The organism is Massilimicrobiota sp. An105, assembly GCF_002161155.1.
Taxonomy (GTDB): Bacteria; Bacillota_I; Bacilli_A; order Erysipelotrichales; family Coprobacillaceae; genus Allocoprobacillus; species Allocoprobacillus merdigallinarum.
Window position 1 is genome coordinate 21,463 of sequence record NZ_NFLY01000020.1, and the last position, 21,071, is coordinate 42,533.

A 21,071-nucleotide genomic window follows, 5' to 3' on the forward strand; every position below is an offset into this window, starting at 1 on the left:
ATTATCCCAGCATATCCAAAATACCTAAAGCAGCCATGGATTCAACAACGACCACTGCTCTTGGTACAATACATGGATCATGTCTTCCTTTCACTTGAATTTGTGTATTTGTTTGTGTTTGTACATTGACTGTTTCCTGTATTTGTGAAATAGATGGTGTCGGTTTGATACCAACTTGAAAAACAATCGGCATTCCATTTGTGATACCTCCCGTGACTCCACCATTATGATTGGTTTTTGTTTTCACTTGTCCCTCTTGATAATAGTAAGCATCATTCGCTTCATGACCATACATTTCAGTGATATTTCTTTGACCAAAGCTGACACTTTTCACCGCTGGTATACTAAAGAGTAATGGCGATAGATGAGATTCAATAGAATCAAAGAATGGATTGCCTATTCCTGCTGGAACATTTATAATCGCACATTCAACAATTCCACCAACTGAATCTTGTTGAAGTCGTGCAGATTCAATGACTTCCTGCATTTGCAAAAAAACATCTTCATCAAGAGTGGGATACATTTTTGATGATAATTGTTCTAATAATGTTTCATCAATATCTACTGGAAAAGGTTGATCTTGAATATGATGAATACTTTGAATATGTGCCCCAACAATAATTCCTTTTTCTTTTAAAATTTGTCTGGCAATACTTCCAGCAAAAACAAGGGGAGCCGTCAGACGTCCTGAAAAATGTCCACCACCACGCACATCATTGAAACCATGATATTTCATATAGGCTGGATAATCGCTATGTCCTGGACGCATGCAGGCTTTTAGCTCACTATAATCTTTAGAATGCTGATTCTGATTATAAATCATGGCACATAAAGGCGCTCCTGTTGTGACTCCATCTACAAGTCCACTGACAATGTGTATTTCATCTTTTTCCTGTCGAGGTGTTGACATTTTATTTTGTCCCGGTGCACGACGTTTCATATACCAGCGAATCTGTTCCATATCCAAGCGAATACCTGCTGGCAAGTTCCCTATCACAATACCAATGGCTTCTCCATGACTTTCACCAAAAAGTGACAATTCAATATGACTACCCCAATTCGCACTCATGAAAGTCACCTCCTAACGACTGAAAATCCTGCCAGAAATCTGGATAAGACTTGTCCACACATTGTTCATCATCAATGACAACGGGCTGATCACACACACTGGAAGCGATAGCTTCCATCATCGCCATACGATGATCATGATAAGATGAAACATGTCCACCCTGTAATGAAGCAACGCCTTGAATTTCCATAGCGTCTTCAAATTCCTTGGCCTGTCCTCCCAGTTGATTAATCACTTCGACTGTTGCTTTGAGACGATCACATTCTTTGATACGTAAACGACTAATGTTTTCAATTCTAGAAGCCCCTTCACTAACAGCACAAGCTAAAGCCATCACGGGAATAATATCTGGACATTGTGAACCATCAATTGTGATTGCATGCATCTTTTGACAAGATATCCTGTCTCCTTGAGCTGTTCTTTCAAATTGACACCCCATTTGTTTCAACAGTTCAATGACAACCTTATCACCCTGATAAGAATCAATATTCAAATCTTGAAGAAGCACATCATTATGCAAAGCTCCTGCTACCAGATAAAAGGCTGCCTGAGAAAAATCAGCTTCAACACGATAATCACATGCCTGATACTGTTGTCCTCCACGAATGATAAACTCACGATAATCATGATTTTCAATGTGAATACCGTATTTTTCTAACATTTGTAATGTGAGATCGACATAACCTTTTGACTGCATTGGAGAAGTGATCACAATACGTGAATCTTCATCCATTAATGGTAATGCAAACAATAAACCACTTAAAAACTGTGATGATACATCACCTGGTATTTCAAATTCTCCTCCATGCATTCTTCCTCTGATATATAAATCTAAAACATTTTCTCTATATAAATAAGATATCCCCTGTTGTTCAAAAATATCATAATAAACCTGCATTGGTCTTTTCCCCAGTCTTCCTTCACCTATATAATGCAGATTACTTTCACAGACAAGTGAAATAGGAATCATAAATCTTAAAGTTGATCCTGATTCAAAACAATTGATTTCACATTGATTTCTCATAAAAGTTGTTGTTCCATCAATTTCTAAATAATCATCATATTCAAAAATCATTGTTCCTAAGCTTTTCATAGCCCCAATAGTTGCACGAATATCTTGAGAATATTCTATATTGGTAATGACACTTCTACCACGTGATAATGATGCACATATAATAGCACGATGTGCCAGACTCTTTGATGGTGGAACACAGACTGTCCCTGATAATTGTTTAGGTGTTATACTGATTGCCATATTAAACCTCCCTACTTTCATCTATAAATGATAAATCACTTGGATAAATAAAGCAATCTCCAATCTCCTTTAATAAAACAAAAGATAGTTTCTGATTGATATTCTTTTTATCTAAAGCCATAGCTTTTTTTAATTCTTCAGTAGGAATATGAGCTATGTAAGGCAAATGATATAAGTCTAATGCTTTTTGAATTTGATTAGCTGTTCCTTTTTGGGTTAATCCTTTCTTTTCAGCAATAAGGCTAAGTTGAACCATTCCAATACTAATAGCTTCCCCATGTGAATATTTTTCGTAATGATAATATTGTTCAATAGCATGACCTAATGTATGACCAAAATTAAGAGCTAAGCGATCTCCAAAATCTAATAAATCTTTTTCAACAACAATACGTTTTAAATCAACACAACGATAAATAATCTCATCAATATCCTGATATAGATCATCAAAAGATGTATAAGAAAGCAATCGTTGAAAGAGTGATTGATCAAAAATACAGCCGTATTTAATCACTTCACCCATACCATCATTGATATATCTTTGATCAAGTGTCTTTAATGTCAGTGGATCAATAAAGACAGCCCCAGGATGTTTAAAAGCACCAACCAGATTCTTACCTTCAGGTAAATCAACAGCAACTTTCCCACCGACACTGGAATCAACTTGAGCTAAAAGTGATGTTGGAATCTGAATGAATTGTACACCTCTTAAAAATGTACTGGCAACAAAACCAGCTAAATCACCAATCACACCGCCACCTAATGCGATAATAGCATCACTTCTTGTTAAATGAAAAGCAAGTAACTGATGATAAATATCTGGTAAAATATCAAATCTTTTTGATTGTTCTCCATGAGGAATAACAACTTGACCTACACGATAACACTGACTGAGTTGTTGTGTGAGTTTTTGACCATAATGTGAATAGACCTGATCATCAGAAATTATCATGACTTGTTTCCCTTTACATAATGGCTCGATATATTCTAGAATATGATCCAACAATCCCTGTTTGATATATATCTTGTAACTGTCTTTTTGTAAATTGACTTTTAAATCCATCTTTTCACTCCTAAATTTCTTTTCCAACAATATGGGCAATTTCTCCAACCTGTTTCAATAATTTTGTATATTTCTCTGGTTTTAATGACTGTGGTCCATCACATAAAGCATGTTCTGGATCATTATGCACTTCTATCATCAATCCATCACATCCCGCTGCAACCGCTGCCTTAGCCATTGGCTCTACCAGCCACCATTTTCCTCCTGCATGTGATGGGTCTATAATGATTGGCAAGTGTGTCAATCTTTTGATAACAGGTATCGCCTGTAAATCTAATGTATTTCTTGTGTAGGTTTCATATGTTCTGACACCTCTTTCACATAGAATCACATTGGGATTTCCACTGGCCATGATATATTCTGCACTCATGATCCATTCTTCATATGTTGCACTTAATCCACGTTTTAATAAGATTGGCTTTGTACATCTTTTTCCTACTTCTTTTAAAAGATCAAAGTTTTGCATATTTCTTGCCCCAATCTGTACCAAGTCGACCTTTTCATTGAATTCTTCAATATACTCAGCACTCATTAATTCTGACACAATGGGTAGTCCTGTTTCTTCCTTTGCAGCTAACAAGATATCTAATCCGGCTGTTCCCATTCCTTGGAAAGCATAGGGTGATGTTCTTGGCTTGAATGCCCCACCTCTTAACATGTTGGCTCCTGCTGCCTTGGCAGCTTTGGCAATCATGATAACCTGTTCCTTGGATTCAACAGAACATGGACCTGCAATCAATGCCAGATGATCTCCACCAACCTTGACACCGGCAACATCAATGATGGAATCTTCTGGATGAAAGGCACGGTTTGCTAGTTTATAAGGTTCACTGACACGCATCACGTGATCGACAACAGGTGAAACCTCTAATTGTTTAGGATCAACCTTTGTGACATCTCCAATAACACCACAAATCGTCGTTTCTGTTCCAACCACAATATGCGTTGTGAGTCCTTTGTCTTCTACCTGTTTGACTATTTTTTGTACATCTTCATCAGTTGTTTTGGGTTTAAATACAATAATCATTTTTCTCTATCTCCTTTCGCTACTGTATAAATAAAAAATCCCTCATCCCTAAGGACGAGAGATTATCATCTGCCGTGTTACCACCTTAATTCACCTATATATCACTATATAAGCCTTAACAAGTACGCCTGTCTATCAAGTTCATACTCTGATGCTGTAACGGGCATTCCCGTGTTAGCCTACTTTTATTTCAGCCACCTACTCCAAGAGGAATTCAATAAGCTGACCTGATTCTTTTTCACCAACCAAGAACTCTCTATACAAGCTGACTTATCTACTCTTTCTTTTCACAGTATTTATAACAGTATTTTGAATATGTTAATATATTATGCGATAAATACAAAAATGTCAATCATTTTTATAAATTTCCATAATTTTTTATTCAATTTATAAAATATCATGCTTTATTTGATTTCTTTTCCAACAATATGGGCGATTTCTCCAACCTGTTTCAATAATTCTGTATATTTTTCTGGTTTTAATGACTGTGGTCCATCACATAAAGCATGTTCTGGATCATTATGCACTTCTATCATCAATCCATCACATCCCGCTGCAACCGCTGCCTTGGCCATTGGCTCTACCAGCCACCATTTTCCTCCTGCATGTGATGGGTCTATAATGATTGGCAAGTGTGTCAATCTTTTGATAACAGGTATCGCCTGTAAATCTAATGTATTTCTTGTGTAGGTTTCATATGTTCTGACCCCTCTTTCACATAGAATCACATTGGGATTTCCACTGGCCATGATATATTCTGCACTCATGATCCATTCTTCATATGTTGCACTTAATCCACGCTTTAATAAGATTGGCTTTGTACATCTTTTTCCTACTTCTTTTAAAAGATCAAAGTTTTGCATATTTCTTGCCCCAATCTGTACCAAGTCAACCTTTTCATTGAATTCTTCAATATACTCAGCACTCATTAATTCTGACACAATGGGTAATCCTGTTTCTTCTTTTGCAGCTAACAAGATATCCAATCCAGCTGTTCCCATTCCCTGGAAAGCATAAGGTGATGTTCTTGGCTTGAATGCACCACCTCTTAACATGTTGGCTCCTGCTGCCTTGGCAGCTTTGGCGATCATGATAACCTGTTCCTTGGATTCAACAGAACATGGACCTGCAATCAATGCCAGATGATCTCCACCAACCTTGACACCGGCAACATCAATGATGGAATCTTCTGGATGAAAGGCACGGTTTGCCAGTTTATAAGGTTCACTGACACGCATCACATGATCGACAACAGGTGAAACTTCCAGTTGTTTAGGATCAACCTTTGTGACATCTCCAATCATTCCAATAATTGTTGTTTCTGTTCCTTGAGATACATGAGCTGTTAATCCATAGCTTTCTACTTTCTCTACCAAATCTTGAATTTCATGTTTAGATACTTTGGGTTTTAAAACAATAATCATATTCTTAACCTCCTTATAATCAAAAAGTCCCTCCCACCATAAGGACGAGAGGAACCATCGTGTTACCACCTTAATTCACTTATATATCACTATATAAGCCTTAACAAGTACGCCTGTCTATCAGGTTCATACTTTGATGCTGTAACGGGCATTCCCGTGTAAACCTACTTTTATTTCAGCCACCTACTCCAAGATGTATTCAATGGTGTCATGATTTCTTTTTCACCAGCCAAGAACTCTCTACGTCATCAACAATCCATTTACTCTTTCTTTTCATTGTATTTTCTTTATATTAGCATATGTTTTTCAATTAAGCAATTCATTTACTCAATTGTTGTATTTTCTTCTGTTGAAGTTGTATTGTCCTGTGTAGAATCACTGTCAGATGATTCTTCAGTCACTTTCACAATTTCACCATTCATAACTTGTTGAATATATTCTCTTGCCTGAGCCACAGATTGTTCATCAGGTTGTGTGACATAAACACCATTTGCATTAACAGATGTCACATCACCGACTGTCGCAAGTTCAAAAACTCTCTGTGAAGCATCTCCTGTTAAACGATAAGATTGAACATCCCATGAAGCCATATCATTAATTTGCATATTAATTAATGATTTGATATCATCAGCACTTAAATTGGTTTCAAAACTATCTGATAAAGATTCAAAAACACTATCCATGTTCGTAATAATACTTGGTGAACAACATTTTTTAATAATAGCTTTCAACATTAACATCTGATTCTTTCCACGAACTTCATCCCCATCAACAAAGGCATATCTTTCACGGACAAATGATAAGGCATGTTTTGCATCAAAAGTCTGTTTTCCAGGTTTAATTGTATATTTATCTAATCGTGTTGTAAAGACACCATCATCTCTACCAATCACATCATATTTAGGCACAGTCACTTCAATACCACCTAAAGCATCAATTACATTCATAAATGATGTAAAATTAAACTTAGCATAATAGTTCATATCTACACCAACTAAATTTTCTACAGTCTGAATTGTCGCATCAATTCCACCTTTAGCACTATGAGTTAACTTATCTTGACCCTCTACACCCTCAATGCCTTTAATATCTACATAATAATCTCTAGGAATACTCACTAATAGAACTTGTTTTGTTTGAGGATGAATAGCCGCAATCATATTCACATCAGATAATGAGAATGTATTAATTGGTCCTTCTTTATCTCTACCACTAATAAAGACAACAAATGGTTCTTGAGTCACCTTAGCACTATTTGCAGCTACTTTTGGTAACTTGATTTCATATTTTTGAATAATTCTGATCTTTTCATTAAACTTATCTTCAATAGAATCAAAAGACTCTAAATCTACCGCTTTAACAATAATAGCACTCATTTCATGATCCAATAACGCTGCCACAAGCTCATTGTTTGTACTATAGTTTGTTACAACAATCTCACCAATATCATCTTCAATCATTGTTTCTGTTTTATTGATATTCACAGCATCGCCCTGATGCGCTCCAAAAGGCTGTCCCTTTAAATCATCTATAGAGTTATAGGCAGAATCTTTTAAGACAACCACATTCATTTCAATGATTTCTTCATTTCCTCCCGTAATAGAAGAAATAAAGTTTGAACCCTTCATCAAAGATAAAGACGCTATAATTAAGACAATAGCAAGTAAGACATTCAATAATTTCATTAGCGCAACCTTGATAGGATGACGATCATTTTTATCTCTAGCTAGACGATAAAATAAAAAAGCTAACAAGAAAATAATCACAATCAATGGTATAAAATATTTTAATGGAAGTATACTTAACTCAAAGGCAACGGCAGTAAAAACAATTGCCGCAATGAGTGTAATAATCAATAACAATCTTCTTGAAAGTAACACCTTAATGAGTTTTTTCATGAAATCCCTCTTTCTTCATTAAATTCTAACATAACCATTATACACACTATTTATACAATTACAAAGTAAAAGTACACCATGATTATAGAAAATACTTATGAATTTTTCATGAAAAAAGAGAAATAATCATTATTTTCTTATTTTTTGTCATCATACTGACAATATTCTACACTTTCTTTTTCAAAATCAATAAAAGTCTGAAAAGCCTGATTCTTTTCATCAGTATCCCATATTTCTACAAAAACAGGTTCAACTCTTACTAAAATTTCATCTTCTTTATGACTATAAGCATTATAGCTTCCCCATAAATATTTCTGATATAATTTTTCAAATTGACGTCCTGGTTCATCAATAACTAATCCTAAAATCTCTGCTTTACCCTCAACTTGAATGCCACTATAACATAAAGCCACACGAGGATTTTTATATAACTGCTTTGTCTTTCTAAAATTTTTATCAGTCTTAAAATAAATTGCATCATTATAAATTAAACAACTGACATTTCTAACCATAACATAATCATTGACACTTGATGCCAGTGCCATAATTTTTGATGGTGCCAATTTTTCAAATAAATAAGTCTTGGCTTCTAAAAAGTTCATACCTTCAACTCCTTAAATAATATTTTGAATAGCTAAAACAATACAGATTATAGATATTGTAATAAACAGTCCAACCCAGACCAATGACTTCGTTTGGGAAGTAGGTTGTCCACTTGCTTCAATAAAATGAGTATGACGTAAAATAGCTACAACACTCTTATATACAAATAAAGTGATTCCGGCATTAAGTCCAGCTTTTAATATATTAAATGGAATAATACCAGGTAACAACAATGCTACAACTGCTGCTCGAGGCATACCATAATAAATTGGTGTGACAATATAATTCCAGATCGTCATATTTATAACAGTTACAACCACCCCTAATAACAAGCCAATCATGGCTCCCTGTTTTGTATGTTTATGTTTATAAACTGCTGCTGCGACACAAGCAAATGAACAGGTTGAAATCATATTCATGAAAACATCTAAGATTGTTCCACCTTTGATCATGATTTCCAGCACTGAACAGATGCCACTCATAATCAAAGATGTCATTGGACCATATATAAAACCACCAATCACAATTATAATATCTTTAGGATCATAAGTCAGCCATGTGACAGTAGGAACAAGAGGCATAAAGGCAAACAAGTTTACAATCATGGCTAATGCACAAAGAATGCCAATAGTTGTTATTTTTTTGACTTTCATTGTCTACATCCCAGCTTTCACAAATTTTTTAAGTGGTACACTGATTTTCTTATACACAATAAAAGTAATCACTGAAGTCACACCACATTTAATTAAATTAAATGGGACAACGCCAAACAATGCGAGAGTCCAGATATCATTCACCAAAGGACAAACAGCATGACACATGTCTACAATTGTATCCACTGACCACCCAGCCATCATATTCGCATAAAATGGGATAATCATATAAACATTAGAAATCACAGCTGCCAGTGTACACACAATTGTTCCAATAATCATACCCTGTAATGCTGATTTCTTTTCTTTATGATGATCATAAATCAATACAGCTGGTAATACATAGGCAACACTTACAATAAAATTAGAAAGCTCCCCTACAAATGCTGTACTGGTTCCTAAAATAGCTAATTTGACAATCAGTTTGACAATGACAATCAAAACAGCTGCCACCGGTCCCAGGGCAAATCCACCAATGATTTCTGGTAATGCTGCCAGATCAAAATCCATAAATGGTGGCATAAATGGAAGTGGTGTTTTGATCAACATTAAAAGGCCACCCAATGCACCCAACATGCCAATCAAAGCTATTTTTTTGACGTTTAATTTTTTTGTTTTCATTTTTCTATCTCCTTTTTTCTAAAAAAAAATAACTTAAACAAAAAAATGTCTAAGTTGCATAGAATTTGTCTTTTCTCATCCGGACTATACCGTCGGTTCTGGAATTTCACCAGATCAGTCGCTATCAGCGAGTCATGGACTATCACCATCGGTAGGGAATTACACCCTGCCCCAAAGACGTTATTCAGTTTTGAAAACCGGTTATAGAATTGACATCATCTACATACTTATCATATACCTTTTTTCTTTTTTTGTAAAATGAATTTATAAAATTTGTTATAATAAATGAAAAGGTGGTGAAAACATGTTCGCAATACACAACATTCCTCCTATTTATAATCAGGATTCACAAATTCTTATTTTAGGTTCATTTCCTTCTGTCAAATCACGTGAAGCTCAGTTTTTTTATCATCATGCACAAAATCGTTTCTGGAAAGTTCTGGCTACGCTTTATCACCATGAGCCATTATTAACGATTGAAGAAAAAAAGAATTTTCTACTTGAAAATCATATTGCATTATGGGATGTGATTCAAAGCTGTGATATTCATGGTTCTAGTGACAGCTCAATTCAAAATGTCATTGTCAATGATATTGCGGGTTTATTAAAAGATACACATATTACACATATTTATACCAATGGAAAAAAAGCGCATCAGCTGTATATGAAGTATTGTTATGAATTGACACATCAAAAAGATATATGTTTACCTTCAACTTCTCCTGCTAATGCTGCCTATTCTTTAGATAAACTTTTAATAGAATGGCAACAAATATGTCAGGAATTTATGGAAAGTTCATAATTGTCATATATGATATAGGCAATATGGGGGAGGATTTATGAAAACAAAGTTAAAAGAAAAAAAACCTTATTATTTAATTATCGCAAGAAAATTGATTTTCTGGAGCGTTGTCTTGATGTTAGGAATTGCTGTATTTTTATTATTTACACGCACTGCTGATAATAAAGGACGTTTAATTTTCACTATTGTCCAATTAGTGGCTATGTTATTTGTTTTACGTATTCCTCAGTTTATTCAAGATATATATCATTTTGAAATCCCACATTTATTAGATTTTATTTTAATCACTTTTGCATTTAGTGGTTTTATTTTAGGTGATGTTTTAAACTTTTATGGACGTATTCCTTATTGGGATTCTATTTTGCATACTTTTTCAGGTGTTGTCATTGCTTATGTTGGTTTTATAGTCATTCAATATCTTGATCAGGAATATCGCATTCCTCTATCTGTATCACCTTTATTTATGAGTCTGATTGTTGTATGTGTAGCTTTAGCCATTGGAGCCATATGGGAAATTGGTGAATATACTGTTGATGATATTTTCAAAACAAATAATCAGCAATATATGGAAACAACTCGTTCTACACTGTATGACGAAGATGATATTCCTTTACAGGGGCATGAAGCTCTCAATGATACGATGAAAGATCTGATGTTAGATTTAGCTGGGGCTATTGGTGTCGCTTGTATTGAATACGTCAAACTTGAAAAAAAACAAAAATCACAAAAAGGCACAAATTGATAGTGCCTTTTTACATATATTCTCTTGGATAAGGAGGCCTTGGTGATCCTGGTGGTCCAGGTGGTCTTGGCGGTCTTGGTGGCTGTGGAGGTCTTGGAGGACCTGGTGGCCTTGGCGGTCTAGGTGGTCCTGGAGGATGCGGAGGTCTTGGAGGACCTGGTGGGAAAAATTGTGGTGGGAAAAACCACCACCAGAACCATGGCTGAATCATAACACGCTGGTTGTATGGATCATACATGTCATATTGATTTTCATTAAAATCCAATTTCATTCACCTCAATATAAGTTATGTCTTTTTATCAAAATGGTATGGGTAAACAAACAAAAAAGCTTCATTTTGACTGAAGCTTTTCTAATACCTGTATCATCTCTTCCATTGTCTTTTTTCCAAACAAGACATGTTGTTGATCAATCACAATACATGGTACACTCATTATTTGATATTGTTCTTTATATTCAGGATAATGTGATAAATCATAAATAGATGTTTGGATATCCTGATGAAGCAAAGCTATACGTTGTGTTGCCTGAACAACTTCTGGACACATTGTACAAGATAAAGAGACAAACACTTGAATCTGATGTGATTTTAATGATTGAATCCTTTCTATGACGTGTTGATCCAATGGCTGTCCTTGACTTGCGATATTGTATAAAGCAAGTATAAACGAATTAAACTCATGACCACCTGGTACCATATGATAATGTACACCTAAATCATTTTGATTACTATCACATAAAATGATTTGAGGATGCTCTTGAACAGATTGATAAACATTGTGAATATGTGGACTTAATGAAGCCAGCTCTTCCATAAAGTTTTTCATTTCTAATGAAAAAGGATTTGTTGATAATTGACCTATTAAATAAATATCTTTTGTGAATTTGTTGAAAATCTGTTGTAACTGTTCTCTGATATCCTGACTGATAAACATGGAAGAATCATCCACTTTTGAACTTTTTGGTTTTTGAGAATGATTTTGATAAGCTATTGTTTGGATATCAAATTTGTCTTTTGTTGTCGTGATATATTTTTCTAAAGATGTTGCAGCAATAGCACCATCACTGACAGCAGTCACAACCTGACGTAAATCTTTTTCACAAATATCACCAGCACCATAAACACCATCCATACTTGTTTTTTGATGACGATCAGTGATTAAGTACCCTTGGGCATTTAATGCCAGCTGATCTTGAAATAATTCATTTTGTGGAACATATCCAGCAAAAACAAAGATTCCAAAACGTCCTTGTGTTGAAGCATCATAACGCCATAATGACTGATCACGATTATTTCTAAAAACAGCATATTCCATCGTGTCATGCCCACCAACTTCCACAATTTCTGTTTCAAAAATCGTTTCTATTTGATCATGAGCACGCACTTGATCAGCAATTGTTTTGGCACATGTGAAATCTTCTTCTCTCACAATCATTGTTACTTTTGAAGCATATTGTGTTAAAAAGAGAGCTTCTTCACAGGCTGCAAAACCTCCCCCAATAACAAAGATTGGACATCCTTCAAAAAATTCCCCATCACAAGTCGCACAATAGGCAATTCCACGTCCCTGATATTCCTTTTCACCAGGGAAACCAAGCTTTCTAGGATGTGCTCCTGGAGCTAATACGAGACCAACAGATTCAAAAATCCCTTGATCAGTTTCAACCTTTTTGATAGGTTGTTGTAAGTGAAGACTTTTGACATGGGCCTTTTGAAAAGATGCACCAAAGTTTTCAGCCTGCTTTCTCATTTTGATTGTAAGACCTTCACCAGAATCTTCCAGCACGCCTGGATAATTCACAATATCTGATGTTATGGTAATCTGTCCACCAAATTTTTCTTTTTCTAAAACCAGGACACTATATTTTGCTCTAGCAAGATATATAGCGGCAGAGAGCCCAGCTGGGCCTCCACCAACGATAATCGCATCATAAATCTTAGACATTATAATATTCCTACTAAATCTAATGATGGTTTCAATGTTTCTTCACCTGGTTGCCATTTGGCTGGACAAACTTCATCACCATGTTCCGCAACAAATTGTGAAGCTTGAACACGTCTTAATAATTCATCACTATTACGTCCTACATTTCCTGCAATCACTTCATAAGCTACAACTTTTCCTTCAGGATTTAAAATAAATGTTCCTCTCTCAGCCAATCCATCAGCTTCAATATAAACATCCAAATCTTTTGCTAAAGTGGCTGTTGGATCAGCTAACATTGGATATTGAATTTTTTGAATACGTTTAGATGTATCGTGCCATGCTTTATGAACAAAGTGTGTATCACATGATACTGAATAAATTTCACAATTGATTTTCTTAAATTCTTCATATTTATCTGCTAAATCTTCTAATTCTGTTGGACATACAAAAGTAAAATCGGCAGGATAGAAAAATAAAACATTCCATTTTCCTAAAAGATCTTCTTTTGTTATTTCTTTAAATTCTCCATTTTGATAAGCTTGTGCTTTAAATTCTTTAATTTCTTTTCCAATTAATGACATATATATGACCTCCTTTTATATTTGAAACTTTTGTAATTCTATATGTCTTAGTTAGCTTTAACTAACTAATGTTAGTCTAGCATAAAAAAAGAAAAAGTGCAAAGCATTTGCACTTTCAATATTTGGTCATCAATTTCCATTCCATCATCATATAAAAAAGTTCCCAAAGGAACTTAGGCATTTCTTTTTTCTAATGTAAATCCTTTACCACCGACTTCTTCTACGTGAGAGACAATCACAAAAGCATAGGGATCAATTTTATGAATTTTTGCTTTAATAGATGGTAATTTACGATATGGAAGAACAGATAAAATAAGTTTAGAATTTTCTTTTGTATAACCTTTCTCACTTGCTAAAAGAGTTACACCGGCATCAAACTCATGTAAAATAGATTCTTTGATTGTTTCATATTCATCACTGATGACTGTTAATTGTACAAGACTTGTTCCTTGTGTTAATGTTTTATTTAATACAACAGCTGTAATCATAACAATCATAATTCCATAAATCACATGTGTTGTATCATTAAAAGTAAACTGTAAAACCAAAATAGATAAATCAATGCAGTTTAAGACAATATGTACAGGGAAGCCTAATTTTTTATTTAATAAAATAGCTAAAATATCGACTCCCCCAGTAGAAGCATTTGCTCTTAAAATCAAACCAATACCTACACCTACACAGCAAGCAGCTAAAATAGCAGCTAATAATGGATCATTTAAATAATGATGAAACATGGCATGTGTTTCAAAGAATTGTAATACAATTGGAAATAAAAATGTAGAGATTAATGTTGTCATGGCAAATTTTTTTCCAATGAAAAATAATCCTATTAAAAATAAACAAACGTTTAAGCATCCAACACTTAATGAAACAGGGATATGAAAATAATAATTTAAGACATTTCCAATCCCAGAAGTTCCCCCTACAATAATATGATTTTCTAAAATTAATGTATTGACTGCTAAAGCAATTAAAATATTTCCAACAATAATATAAATCAAATTCAAAACTTTTTGTTTCATATTCCTCACCTCGCTCAAGACTTTATCATATCTGCTTTCTTTAAAATGTAATCTATGTTACAATTAAAAAGAAAAGTGGTGAGAAGTCTATGAAAATAAAAAAAGAATATTTTCAATATTTTATAGAAGCTGGTCAAAAACAAGTTTATCAACCTTCAGATATCATTTATATGCAGGAAGATGATGCTGATTTAATATATTTGATTTTAAATGGCAAAGTAAAAGTCTATGTTATGAATTCTAATGGAAAAGAAGTCACTATGGATATTTTACAATCTGGAGATATTTTTGGTGAATCTGCCTTTATCAGTCAATCGAAGCGTCCAACAACCATTCAAGCGATAAGTGATGTTGAAGTTATTGCCTGTTATCCTAAGCACCTCTATCCTTATCTTCAACAATCACAGGATTTACTCATCAATATTTTACAATCTTTATCTCAAACATGTGATTATCTGACAGCCATGATCAAAAGATCCTATACATATAATCGATATGAAAAAGTCGCTGCTTTTTTATTAGATCAGATGGATCACTATCATCATCATGAAATCACATATTCTCATGAAGAAATTGCTTCATTACTTGGTTTATCACGTGTCACTGTGACCAAAGTATTAAATGAATTTGTGAAAGAAAAAATGATACTCATTCAATATAAAACAATTATTGTCAAAAATAAAAACAAACTGTATTCATTTTTACATAAATGAATACAGTTATTTTTTCTGTCTTCTTTCTTTTAAAACTGTCAATAATAGCCAGATACCAAGTCCAACGGCAGTCATATATCCAATGAAGCCAAGAGCTGGAATACCAAATACTTTAGGTGTCATTTGAGTCGTACATAACATACTGCTTGCCATCAATAAACCTGCACTGACAATTCCCACAACAAGTTTATTAACCATATGATTAATAGCTGTCATAGGTACACTGGATTCCATAATATCTAGATTCACCTTGAGTCTTCCTTTCATCAGCATACGCATAATATCTGATATCTGACCCGGTAAATCTAAAATATTCTGACTAGAATTATAAAGTTTTTTTGCTGATTTTGTGAGTTCTTTTTTATAATCCAATTTCTTTGATATATGATTAGCCACATGATTGGCAGCAATTTCTAAAATGCTAATATGGGGATCAATAAGCATAACAGTACTTTCAATCGTTACCAAGCCTCTTGCCAGCATGCTAACACCTTTAGGCATAGATATACGATGCTTATGAGCTATCACAAAGATTTCCTGCACAACATCACCTAAATTGATATCTGTTAAATCCATTGATACATAATGCTTCATAAAAGTTTCAATATTATCATAAAATAAAGCATAGTCAATACGATCATCATGTTCTCCCAATGTTAAAATCACATCAACAAGCTTTTGGGTATCATTTTGTCCAATAGCCAAAACAGCATCCCTCATTAAATCCTTATCAGCACGATTTAAAATACCCATCATTCCAAAATCAATCCAGACAATCTTCCCATCTCGAATTCTTAAATTCCCAGGATGAGGATCAGCATGAAAAAAGCCATCATCTACAATTTGTTTAATATAATTTTCAGCTAATTTTGCGGCAATTTCTTTTAAATCATAGCCAGCATTTTTAAGGGTGATACGATCATCTATTTCATAACCATCAATATATTCCATTACCAGAACTTTACTTGTACTGTAATCATCAATGATTTCTGGAGCATCAATGTATTGAATATCATGATGTAAATGAGAAAACCTTTTTGCATAATGCGCTTCATTTAAAAAATCCATTTCTTCTTTAGCTGTATGCCAAAATTCATCTAATACAATATTTAAATCAACAACACTTCCTAAAACATCATTTAATTTTAAGATTTTCACAGCTTTACGAATTAATGAAATATCTCTTTCCATCATTTCATAAATGCCAGGACGTTGAACCTTCACAACAATATGGCGTCCATCTTTTAATGTTGCTTTATGTACTTGTGCAATGGAAGCACTTCCTAATGGCACAATATCAAAATCTAAAAATACATCATTCAAATCTTCCTGATATTCATTTTCAATCACAGTCTTGACTGTTTCAATGCTCATAGGTGCAACATTATCTCTTAATTTGACTAATTCTCGACAATAACGCTGAGAAAACATATCTTGTCTGGAAGCCATAATTTGACCAATCTTTACAAATGTTGGTCCTAGATCCTCTAAAATCATCCTAAATTTAACGGGATCAATGCCCTTTGCTAAATGATGTTTTCTCAGTATTGTCAGAATTTGTGCAAGACGTCGTTTTGTACTTAAATTATTCGTTTGTTTCATTCTTTGCTTTTTGTAATTCTTCAATCTTTGCTTTTAAAGTTTCCAAGTCTTCTACGTCCATATTCTGTAAATCTTTTTCTACTGTTTCTACACTGACTGGTTTTCTTAATTTTTCAGCAACATTATGCTTTAATTCTTCATTCAAAACCTTTCCTTGCTCAACAGTTAATTCTCCCTTTTTCACCAAGTCTTCAACAACTTCTTTAGATTTTTCAGCAGTCACAGCAACAGCACCAATTCCTGCTAATAAAACCTTTTTTAAATCTTCACTAAAATTATTCATAACAAAATTCCTCCTTTGATATCTCTATTTTACTACGAATTTCTACAAATGTGTAGTTTAATAAAATATGAAGTAAAAAAGGCGATACAAATCATATCTCATGATTGTGCATCGCCCATAAAATCATTATTTATTTAATAATTTTTCTCTTTTTTTATTAAGAACGACAATTCCAGTTCCCACAATAGATAAAGAAAGCATTAAACCATATAAAATAGTTTGTGAATTATCATCTGTCTTTACTGTTTTATCACTTTCAGCAGGTTTTTGTTCTGGTTTGTTTGTTGTTGTATCTTGAACTGGTTTATCTGTATCTTCTGGATTTGGAGTTACAGTTACATCAATATTTTTATCCCAAATCATATAAATTGTTGTATCTTCATTAAATGGTACACTTGCTTTTAAAGGTTCTGTTCCTTCAACATCTAAGAAGAATCCTTTAAATGTATATCCTTCAAAGTTGAAACCATCTTTCATTGAATCTAATTCTTTTAAATCAGCTTCACTTAAAACTGATCCTTTTGCAATTCCTTTAATTTGAGTATCTTCTAATGTTAAACCTAATTCTTCTAAGTTGACTTCTTTACCATCAACAATAGCTTTCATTGTAATTGTAATTGTTTCTTGTTCTGGTTGTTCTGGTTGTTCTGGCTTTGAATCTTCACCTGGAGTCGTTGGATCAGTTGGTTGTGTTGGTTCTGTAATCACACCATTATTAACAGTCACTTCTTTATTATTCATAGTAACTGTAACAGTTTCTGGTAAATTCACTACATTTTCTAATAAAATTGAATCTTGTTTATCAGCATCAACATAATATAATCCTACAGATTCATCTGGTGATGACACATTGATTGTAGCATTATTAGCAATATTTAATACAGGATCAACATTTGATCTATTATCAATATTAATAGCACCCCAAGAGTTTTCACCTAATTGGAATGTTGTTGTACCATTTAAATCAAGTTGACCACCATTTAATACAACAGCAGCTCCACCAGCAGTATTTCTGTTATCAACAGTTAAATGAGTAGCTGTTACTTCACCACCATAAATATGTAAACCACTCTTTGTTGATTCATCAGTCACAATCTTAACATTATCTAATTGAACACCTTTTGAAGTCACTGTGACAACATTATCTTTTGTCGTGAAATTATCAGCAACAAAAGCACCACCATCACCTATAATTGTCATCGCTTCACTTATATTGAATGTTTCTTTTAATGGAATGTCTTCTCTAATGTTAACTTCTACAACATTCTTATCTTTTTTAGCAGCTATAAAGTCAACTAAATCACCTGCGTTGACATAAGCAAGTTGACGTGATTTACCATCATCAGTCATGACTGTAGATAAATTCAATGAATCAACCCACCCAAAATTATCTGTACACACTACTGACTGAGTAGGATTGCTGTCAACTGTATGGCATACAATTGTTCCATTACTAAAACTAGCGTATCCGTGATCTTCATCTCCATCAACATTAATGCCATACCAAGATTTTTCTCCTAAATTCAAAGTATTAACACCAGTAAAATATGCTTCTGATTTATTAATAATAACTGGTGCCCCATCACTAGCTTTTTGATGATTAAATGTTGAATTCATAATAGTTACGATTGCACCACCATTGACTGATAATAAGTTTTTTGTATGTTCATTTGCTTCGAAAACTACATTGTCAAATACATAATGCTCTTGACTATCAATATTTATCAGATTAGCCAAATAACCCGTACCTGGATTTGCCCTTTCATCAATAATTGTCTTTGGTATTGGATTAGTATTCATAGGTTCAGTAATAGTAAAAGAACCCGTTATTCGAATTTCACCATCTGTATCGTTTTCAAATGCCTCTTTAAATGCTTTAGCAGTAGAAACTTCCTTAGAAGCAACATCACCTGCTGCATTAACAGTTCCAGCAGTTAGACAAAGCGCAAGCATCATTACTAATGACAAACCTAATGCTAAAATTTTTCTTGTCTTTTTCATTGTATATCCTCCCATAATATTCAGTAGAATAAAAACTAACAAAGCACCAGAACCATTCTTTATTATTGTTTGTATTCTACTATAAATATAGTACCCCCCCCTCGTTTATTTTTGTCAATGAAATTTCATATTTAAAAAAATAATCTTCATTTATCGTATTTATTTGAAACATAATCTACAACAAAATAAAAGCAAGATAAATCTCACATCTTGCTCTCATAATAAATTTTATTCATGCCAATCATCATAATCAGGATATTGAGAAATATATCCCTTAGATTTGATAATACGTGGTTCAAAACTTTCCTTGACTTCAATAATATTTAACACTCTAATATGAAATATCCAGTCATCCCCAAAATCATAATGAAGTAAAAATTTCTGACCATTATAAAGTCCAAGCTCATCAAGAGCGATATCTGTTGATGGTTCTTGCTCCATCATAGTTGCATAATATGCATCAGTACTATATTGACGATTATCCATACAAAATTCATATAAATGCTCATCTATGAAATCAAAAGCATCTAAGATAGTCTTACATAATTGATCTAATGTTTCATCCCCACAGATTTCAATATTTCGATAGACATCACGTCCTCTACCTGAAGGAAATACCTTTATAGAATATTGTGTACTCATCATAGACCTCTTTTCTATTAAATAGCAACACTATGGTTTTAAAGTTTTTGTGGATATAATCCTTTTTCCACTAATAATTGTATATTGTCTTTGACATAATCTTTATCTTCTTTATATGTTACACCAAACCATTCATCATGTGATTTTAATGCTGTGACTTTGGCTTTATTGTTATGTAATAAATCACCTATAATCGTTGGTAACAAATATTCAGCTTTCAGATTATCAGATGGTGTTTCTGCTAGAAAATCATCAAATCCCTTTTCTAGAATATCAAAGAATTCTGGATATAATCCCCACATATTCATTGATACTGCTGAATCCAAATCTATCTCTTTTCCTTCTACCACTGCTTTTCCATCAATCTTTTCAATATTATGTGTTTCAACAATATCTACCAATTGGTCATCTTTAACTTGACATACACCTCTTGTCACTCCACCATTATCACTTAATGTATTTTTCAAGATAAATCCAACCATGCATATTGGCATTGGATCTTGAGGGTGTTCCTGTGTCAAATAACGATAAGCTTCCTGATAAGCTTCTCTACCATAATAGTCATCTGCATTAATGACAAGGAATGGTTCATGAACAAGTTCTTTACAAGCTAAAATGGCTTGTCCAGTTCCCCAAGGTTTTGTACGTCCTGTAAATTTATCCTTATATTGTTCAGGAATATCGTCTATTTCTTGAAAGGCATATTCAACATGCACTTTTTTCTTCATTCTTTGACCAATGATTTCATCAAAGTCTTTTTCTAAATCTTTTCTAATGACAAAGACAACTTTATTGAATCCAGCTTCTAAAGCATCATAAATAGAATAATCCATGATGATTTCTCCATTTGGTCCTACTGGTTCTAACTGTTTGATTCCACCTCCAAATCGACTTCCTATTCCTGCCGCCATTACGACAAGTGTAACATTACTCATATTATTCAACTCCTTAATTATTTCTCGAAAATAATTATACCAATTTATTGACTTTATCACAACAAAATAAACATAATTTAACAAAAACTATGATTCAAATATGATAATGTCTTAATATATCCAAGTTGAATATGTCCTGTATACAGGACATATTCAAAAATCTATGTTATGATATAACCTCACTTTTATTGGGAGGTTGTTGTATGA

20 protein-coding genes, 1 riboswitch and 2 other annotated features are annotated in these 21,071 nt (G+C 33.5%); of the genes, 3 read left to right on the forward strand and 17 right to left on the reverse strand.

Annotated elements, in window-relative coordinates; all coding sequences use genetic code 11:
- Nucleotide 1: 1 nt before the first annotated feature.
- The 9 genes from aroC to B5E48_RS07065 all read right to left on the reverse strand — a co-directional run bounded on the left by aroC (nt 2) and on the right by B5E48_RS07065 (nt 9,610).
- Nucleotides 2-1,069: a chorismate synthase gene (gene aroC / locus B5E48_RS07025; protein WP_087304573.1), complete on the reverse strand. Its 1,068-nt coding sequence runs from the start codon at nt 1,067-1,069 to the stop codon at nt 2-4.
- Entirely contained in the window at nt 1,050-2,324 is a 1,275-nt protein-coding gene (gene aroA / locus B5E48_RS07030) for a 3-phosphoshikimate 1-carboxyvinyltransferase (RefSeq protein WP_087304574.1), read from the reverse strand. The genes aroC and aroA overlap by 20 nt, the downstream gene beginning before the upstream one ends.
- A 1-nt stretch (nt 2,325) precedes the next feature.
- The gene (gene aroB, locus B5E48_RS07035) at nt 2,326-3,384 is read right to left on the reverse strand and encodes a 3-dehydroquinate synthase (protein WP_087304575.1); all 1,059 of its coding nucleotides are present in this window, start codon (nt 3,382-3,384) and stop codon (nt 2,326-2,328) included.
- 10 nt (nt 3,385-3,394) lie between these two features.
- Entirely contained in the window at nt 3,395-4,411 is a 1,017-nt protein-coding gene (gene aroF / locus B5E48_RS07040; RefSeq protein WP_087304576.1) for a 3-deoxy-7-phosphoheptulonate synthase, read from the reverse strand.
- A 47-nt stretch (nt 4,412-4,458) separates the two neighbouring features.
- Nucleotides 4,459-4,711 (reverse strand) — a binding site (T-box leader).
- 104 nt (nt 4,712-4,815) lie between these two features.
- The gene (aroF, locus tag B5E48_RS07045; RefSeq protein WP_087304577.1) at nt 4,816-5,835 is read right to left on the reverse strand and encodes a 3-deoxy-7-phosphoheptulonate synthase; all 1,020 of its coding nucleotides are present in this window, start codon (nt 5,833-5,835) and stop codon (nt 4,816-4,818) included.
- A 37-nt stretch (nt 5,836-5,872) separates the two neighbouring features.
- Nucleotides 5,873-6,121 (reverse strand) — a binding site (T-box leader).
- 37 nt (nt 6,122-6,158) lie between these two features.
- A complete protein-coding gene (locus tag B5E48_RS07050) occupies nt 6,159-7,733 on the reverse strand; it encodes an LCP family protein (RefSeq protein ID WP_241146943.1) in 1,575 nt (524 codons plus the stop codon).
- Between the two features lie 137 nt (nt 7,734-7,870).
- Nucleotides 7,871-8,335, reverse strand: a complete 465-nt coding sequence (locus B5E48_RS07055) for a pyridoxamine 5'-phosphate oxidase family protein (protein ID WP_087243366.1) — start codon at nt 8,333-8,335, stop codon at nt 7,871-7,873.
- 12 nt (nt 8,336-8,347) lie between these two features.
- Complete coding sequence (locus tag B5E48_RS07060; RefSeq protein WP_087304578.1) at nt 8,348-8,989, reverse strand: ECF transporter S component; 642 nt, start codon at nt 8,987-8,989, stop codon at nt 8,348-8,350.
- A 3-nt stretch (nt 8,990-8,992) separates the two neighbouring features.
- Entirely contained in the window at nt 8,993-9,610 is a 618-nt protein-coding gene (locus B5E48_RS07065) for an ECF transporter S component (protein WP_087243368.1), read from the reverse strand.
- Nucleotides 9,611-9,673: 63 nt separating this feature from the next.
- A riboswitch (FMN riboswitch) is annotated at nt 9,674-9,793 on the reverse strand.
- A 121-nt stretch (nt 9,794-9,914) separates the two neighbouring features.
- On the opposite strand from B5E48_RS07065, the gene B5E48_RS07070 reads away from it, so the two are divergent.
- The gene (locus B5E48_RS07070) at nt 9,915-10,412 is read left to right on the forward strand and encodes a DNA-deoxyinosine glycosylase (protein WP_087304579.1); all 498 of its coding nucleotides are present in this window, start codon (nt 9,915-9,917) and stop codon (nt 10,410-10,412) included.
- Between the two features lie 37 nt (nt 10,413-10,449).
- Nucleotides 10,450-11,154 (forward strand): DUF2238 domain-containing protein, encoded by a 705-nt coding sequence (locus B5E48_RS07075; RefSeq protein ID WP_087304580.1) that lies wholly within the window; start codon nt 10,450-10,452, stop codon nt 11,152-11,154.
- Nucleotides 11,155-11,486: 332 nt separating this feature from the next.
- On the opposite strand, the gene B5E48_RS07085 is transcribed toward B5E48_RS07075, so the two are convergent.
- The 3 genes from B5E48_RS07085 to B5E48_RS07095 all read right to left on the reverse strand — a co-directional run bounded on the left by B5E48_RS07085 (nt 11,487) and on the right by B5E48_RS07095 (nt 14,688).
- A complete protein-coding gene (locus tag B5E48_RS07085; RefSeq protein WP_087304582.1) occupies nt 11,487-13,100 on the reverse strand; it encodes an FAD-dependent oxidoreductase in 1,614 nt (537 codons plus the stop codon).
- The gene (gene ahpC, locus B5E48_RS07090) at nt 13,100-13,663 is read right to left on the reverse strand and encodes an alkyl hydroperoxide reductase subunit C (protein ID WP_087304583.1); all 564 of its coding nucleotides are present in this window, start codon (nt 13,661-13,663) and stop codon (nt 13,100-13,102) included. Before ahpC ends, B5E48_RS07085 begins: the two co-directional genes overlap by 1 nt.
- A 173-nt stretch (nt 13,664-13,836) precedes the next feature.
- On the reverse strand, nt 13,837-14,688 hold the full coding sequence (locus B5E48_RS07095; RefSeq protein ID WP_087304584.1) for a YitT family protein: 852 nt from the start codon (nt 14,686-14,688) through the stop codon (nt 13,837-13,839).
- A gap of 89 nt (nt 14,689-14,777) precedes the next feature.
- Here B5E48_RS07095 and B5E48_RS07100 point away from each other — a divergent pair, with 89 nt between their 5' ends.
- Nucleotides 14,778-15,401: a Crp/Fnr family transcriptional regulator gene (locus B5E48_RS07100; RefSeq protein ID WP_087304585.1), complete on the forward strand. Its 624-nt coding sequence runs from the start codon at nt 14,778-14,780 to the stop codon at nt 15,399-15,401.
- Nucleotides 15,402-15,407: 6 nt separating this feature from the next.
- Here B5E48_RS07100 and B5E48_RS07105 read toward each other — a convergent pair whose 3' ends face one another.
- The 5 genes from B5E48_RS07105 to B5E48_RS07125 form a co-directional block, all read right to left on the reverse strand.
- A complete protein-coding gene (locus B5E48_RS07105) occupies nt 15,408-17,003 on the reverse strand; it encodes an ABC1 kinase family protein (RefSeq protein WP_087304586.1) in 1,596 nt (531 codons plus the stop codon).
- The gene (locus B5E48_RS07110; protein WP_087243377.1) at nt 16,987-17,286 is read right to left on the reverse strand and encodes a phasin family protein; all 300 of its coding nucleotides are present in this window, start codon (nt 17,284-17,286) and stop codon (nt 16,987-16,989) included. Before B5E48_RS07110 ends, B5E48_RS07105 begins: the two co-directional genes overlap by 17 nt.
- A 126-nt stretch (nt 17,287-17,412) precedes the next feature.
- Nucleotides 17,413-19,287, reverse strand: coding sequence for a hypothetical protein (locus tag B5E48_RS07115; RefSeq protein ID WP_087304587.1), 1,875 nt, complete (start codon nt 19,285-19,287; stop codon nt 17,413-17,415).
- Nucleotides 19,288-19,515: 228 nt separating this feature from the next.
- On the reverse strand, nt 19,516-19,929 hold the full coding sequence (locus tag B5E48_RS07120; RefSeq protein WP_087304588.1) for an IS1096 element passenger TnpR family protein: 414 nt from the start codon (nt 19,927-19,929) through the stop codon (nt 19,516-19,518).
- Nucleotides 19,930-19,967: 38 nt separating this feature from the next.
- Complete coding sequence (locus tag B5E48_RS07125) at nt 19,968-20,864, reverse strand: nucleotidyltransferase family protein (RefSeq protein WP_087304589.1); 897 nt, start codon at nt 20,862-20,864, stop codon at nt 19,968-19,970.
- Between the last annotated feature and the right edge of the window lie 207 nt (nt 20,865-21,071).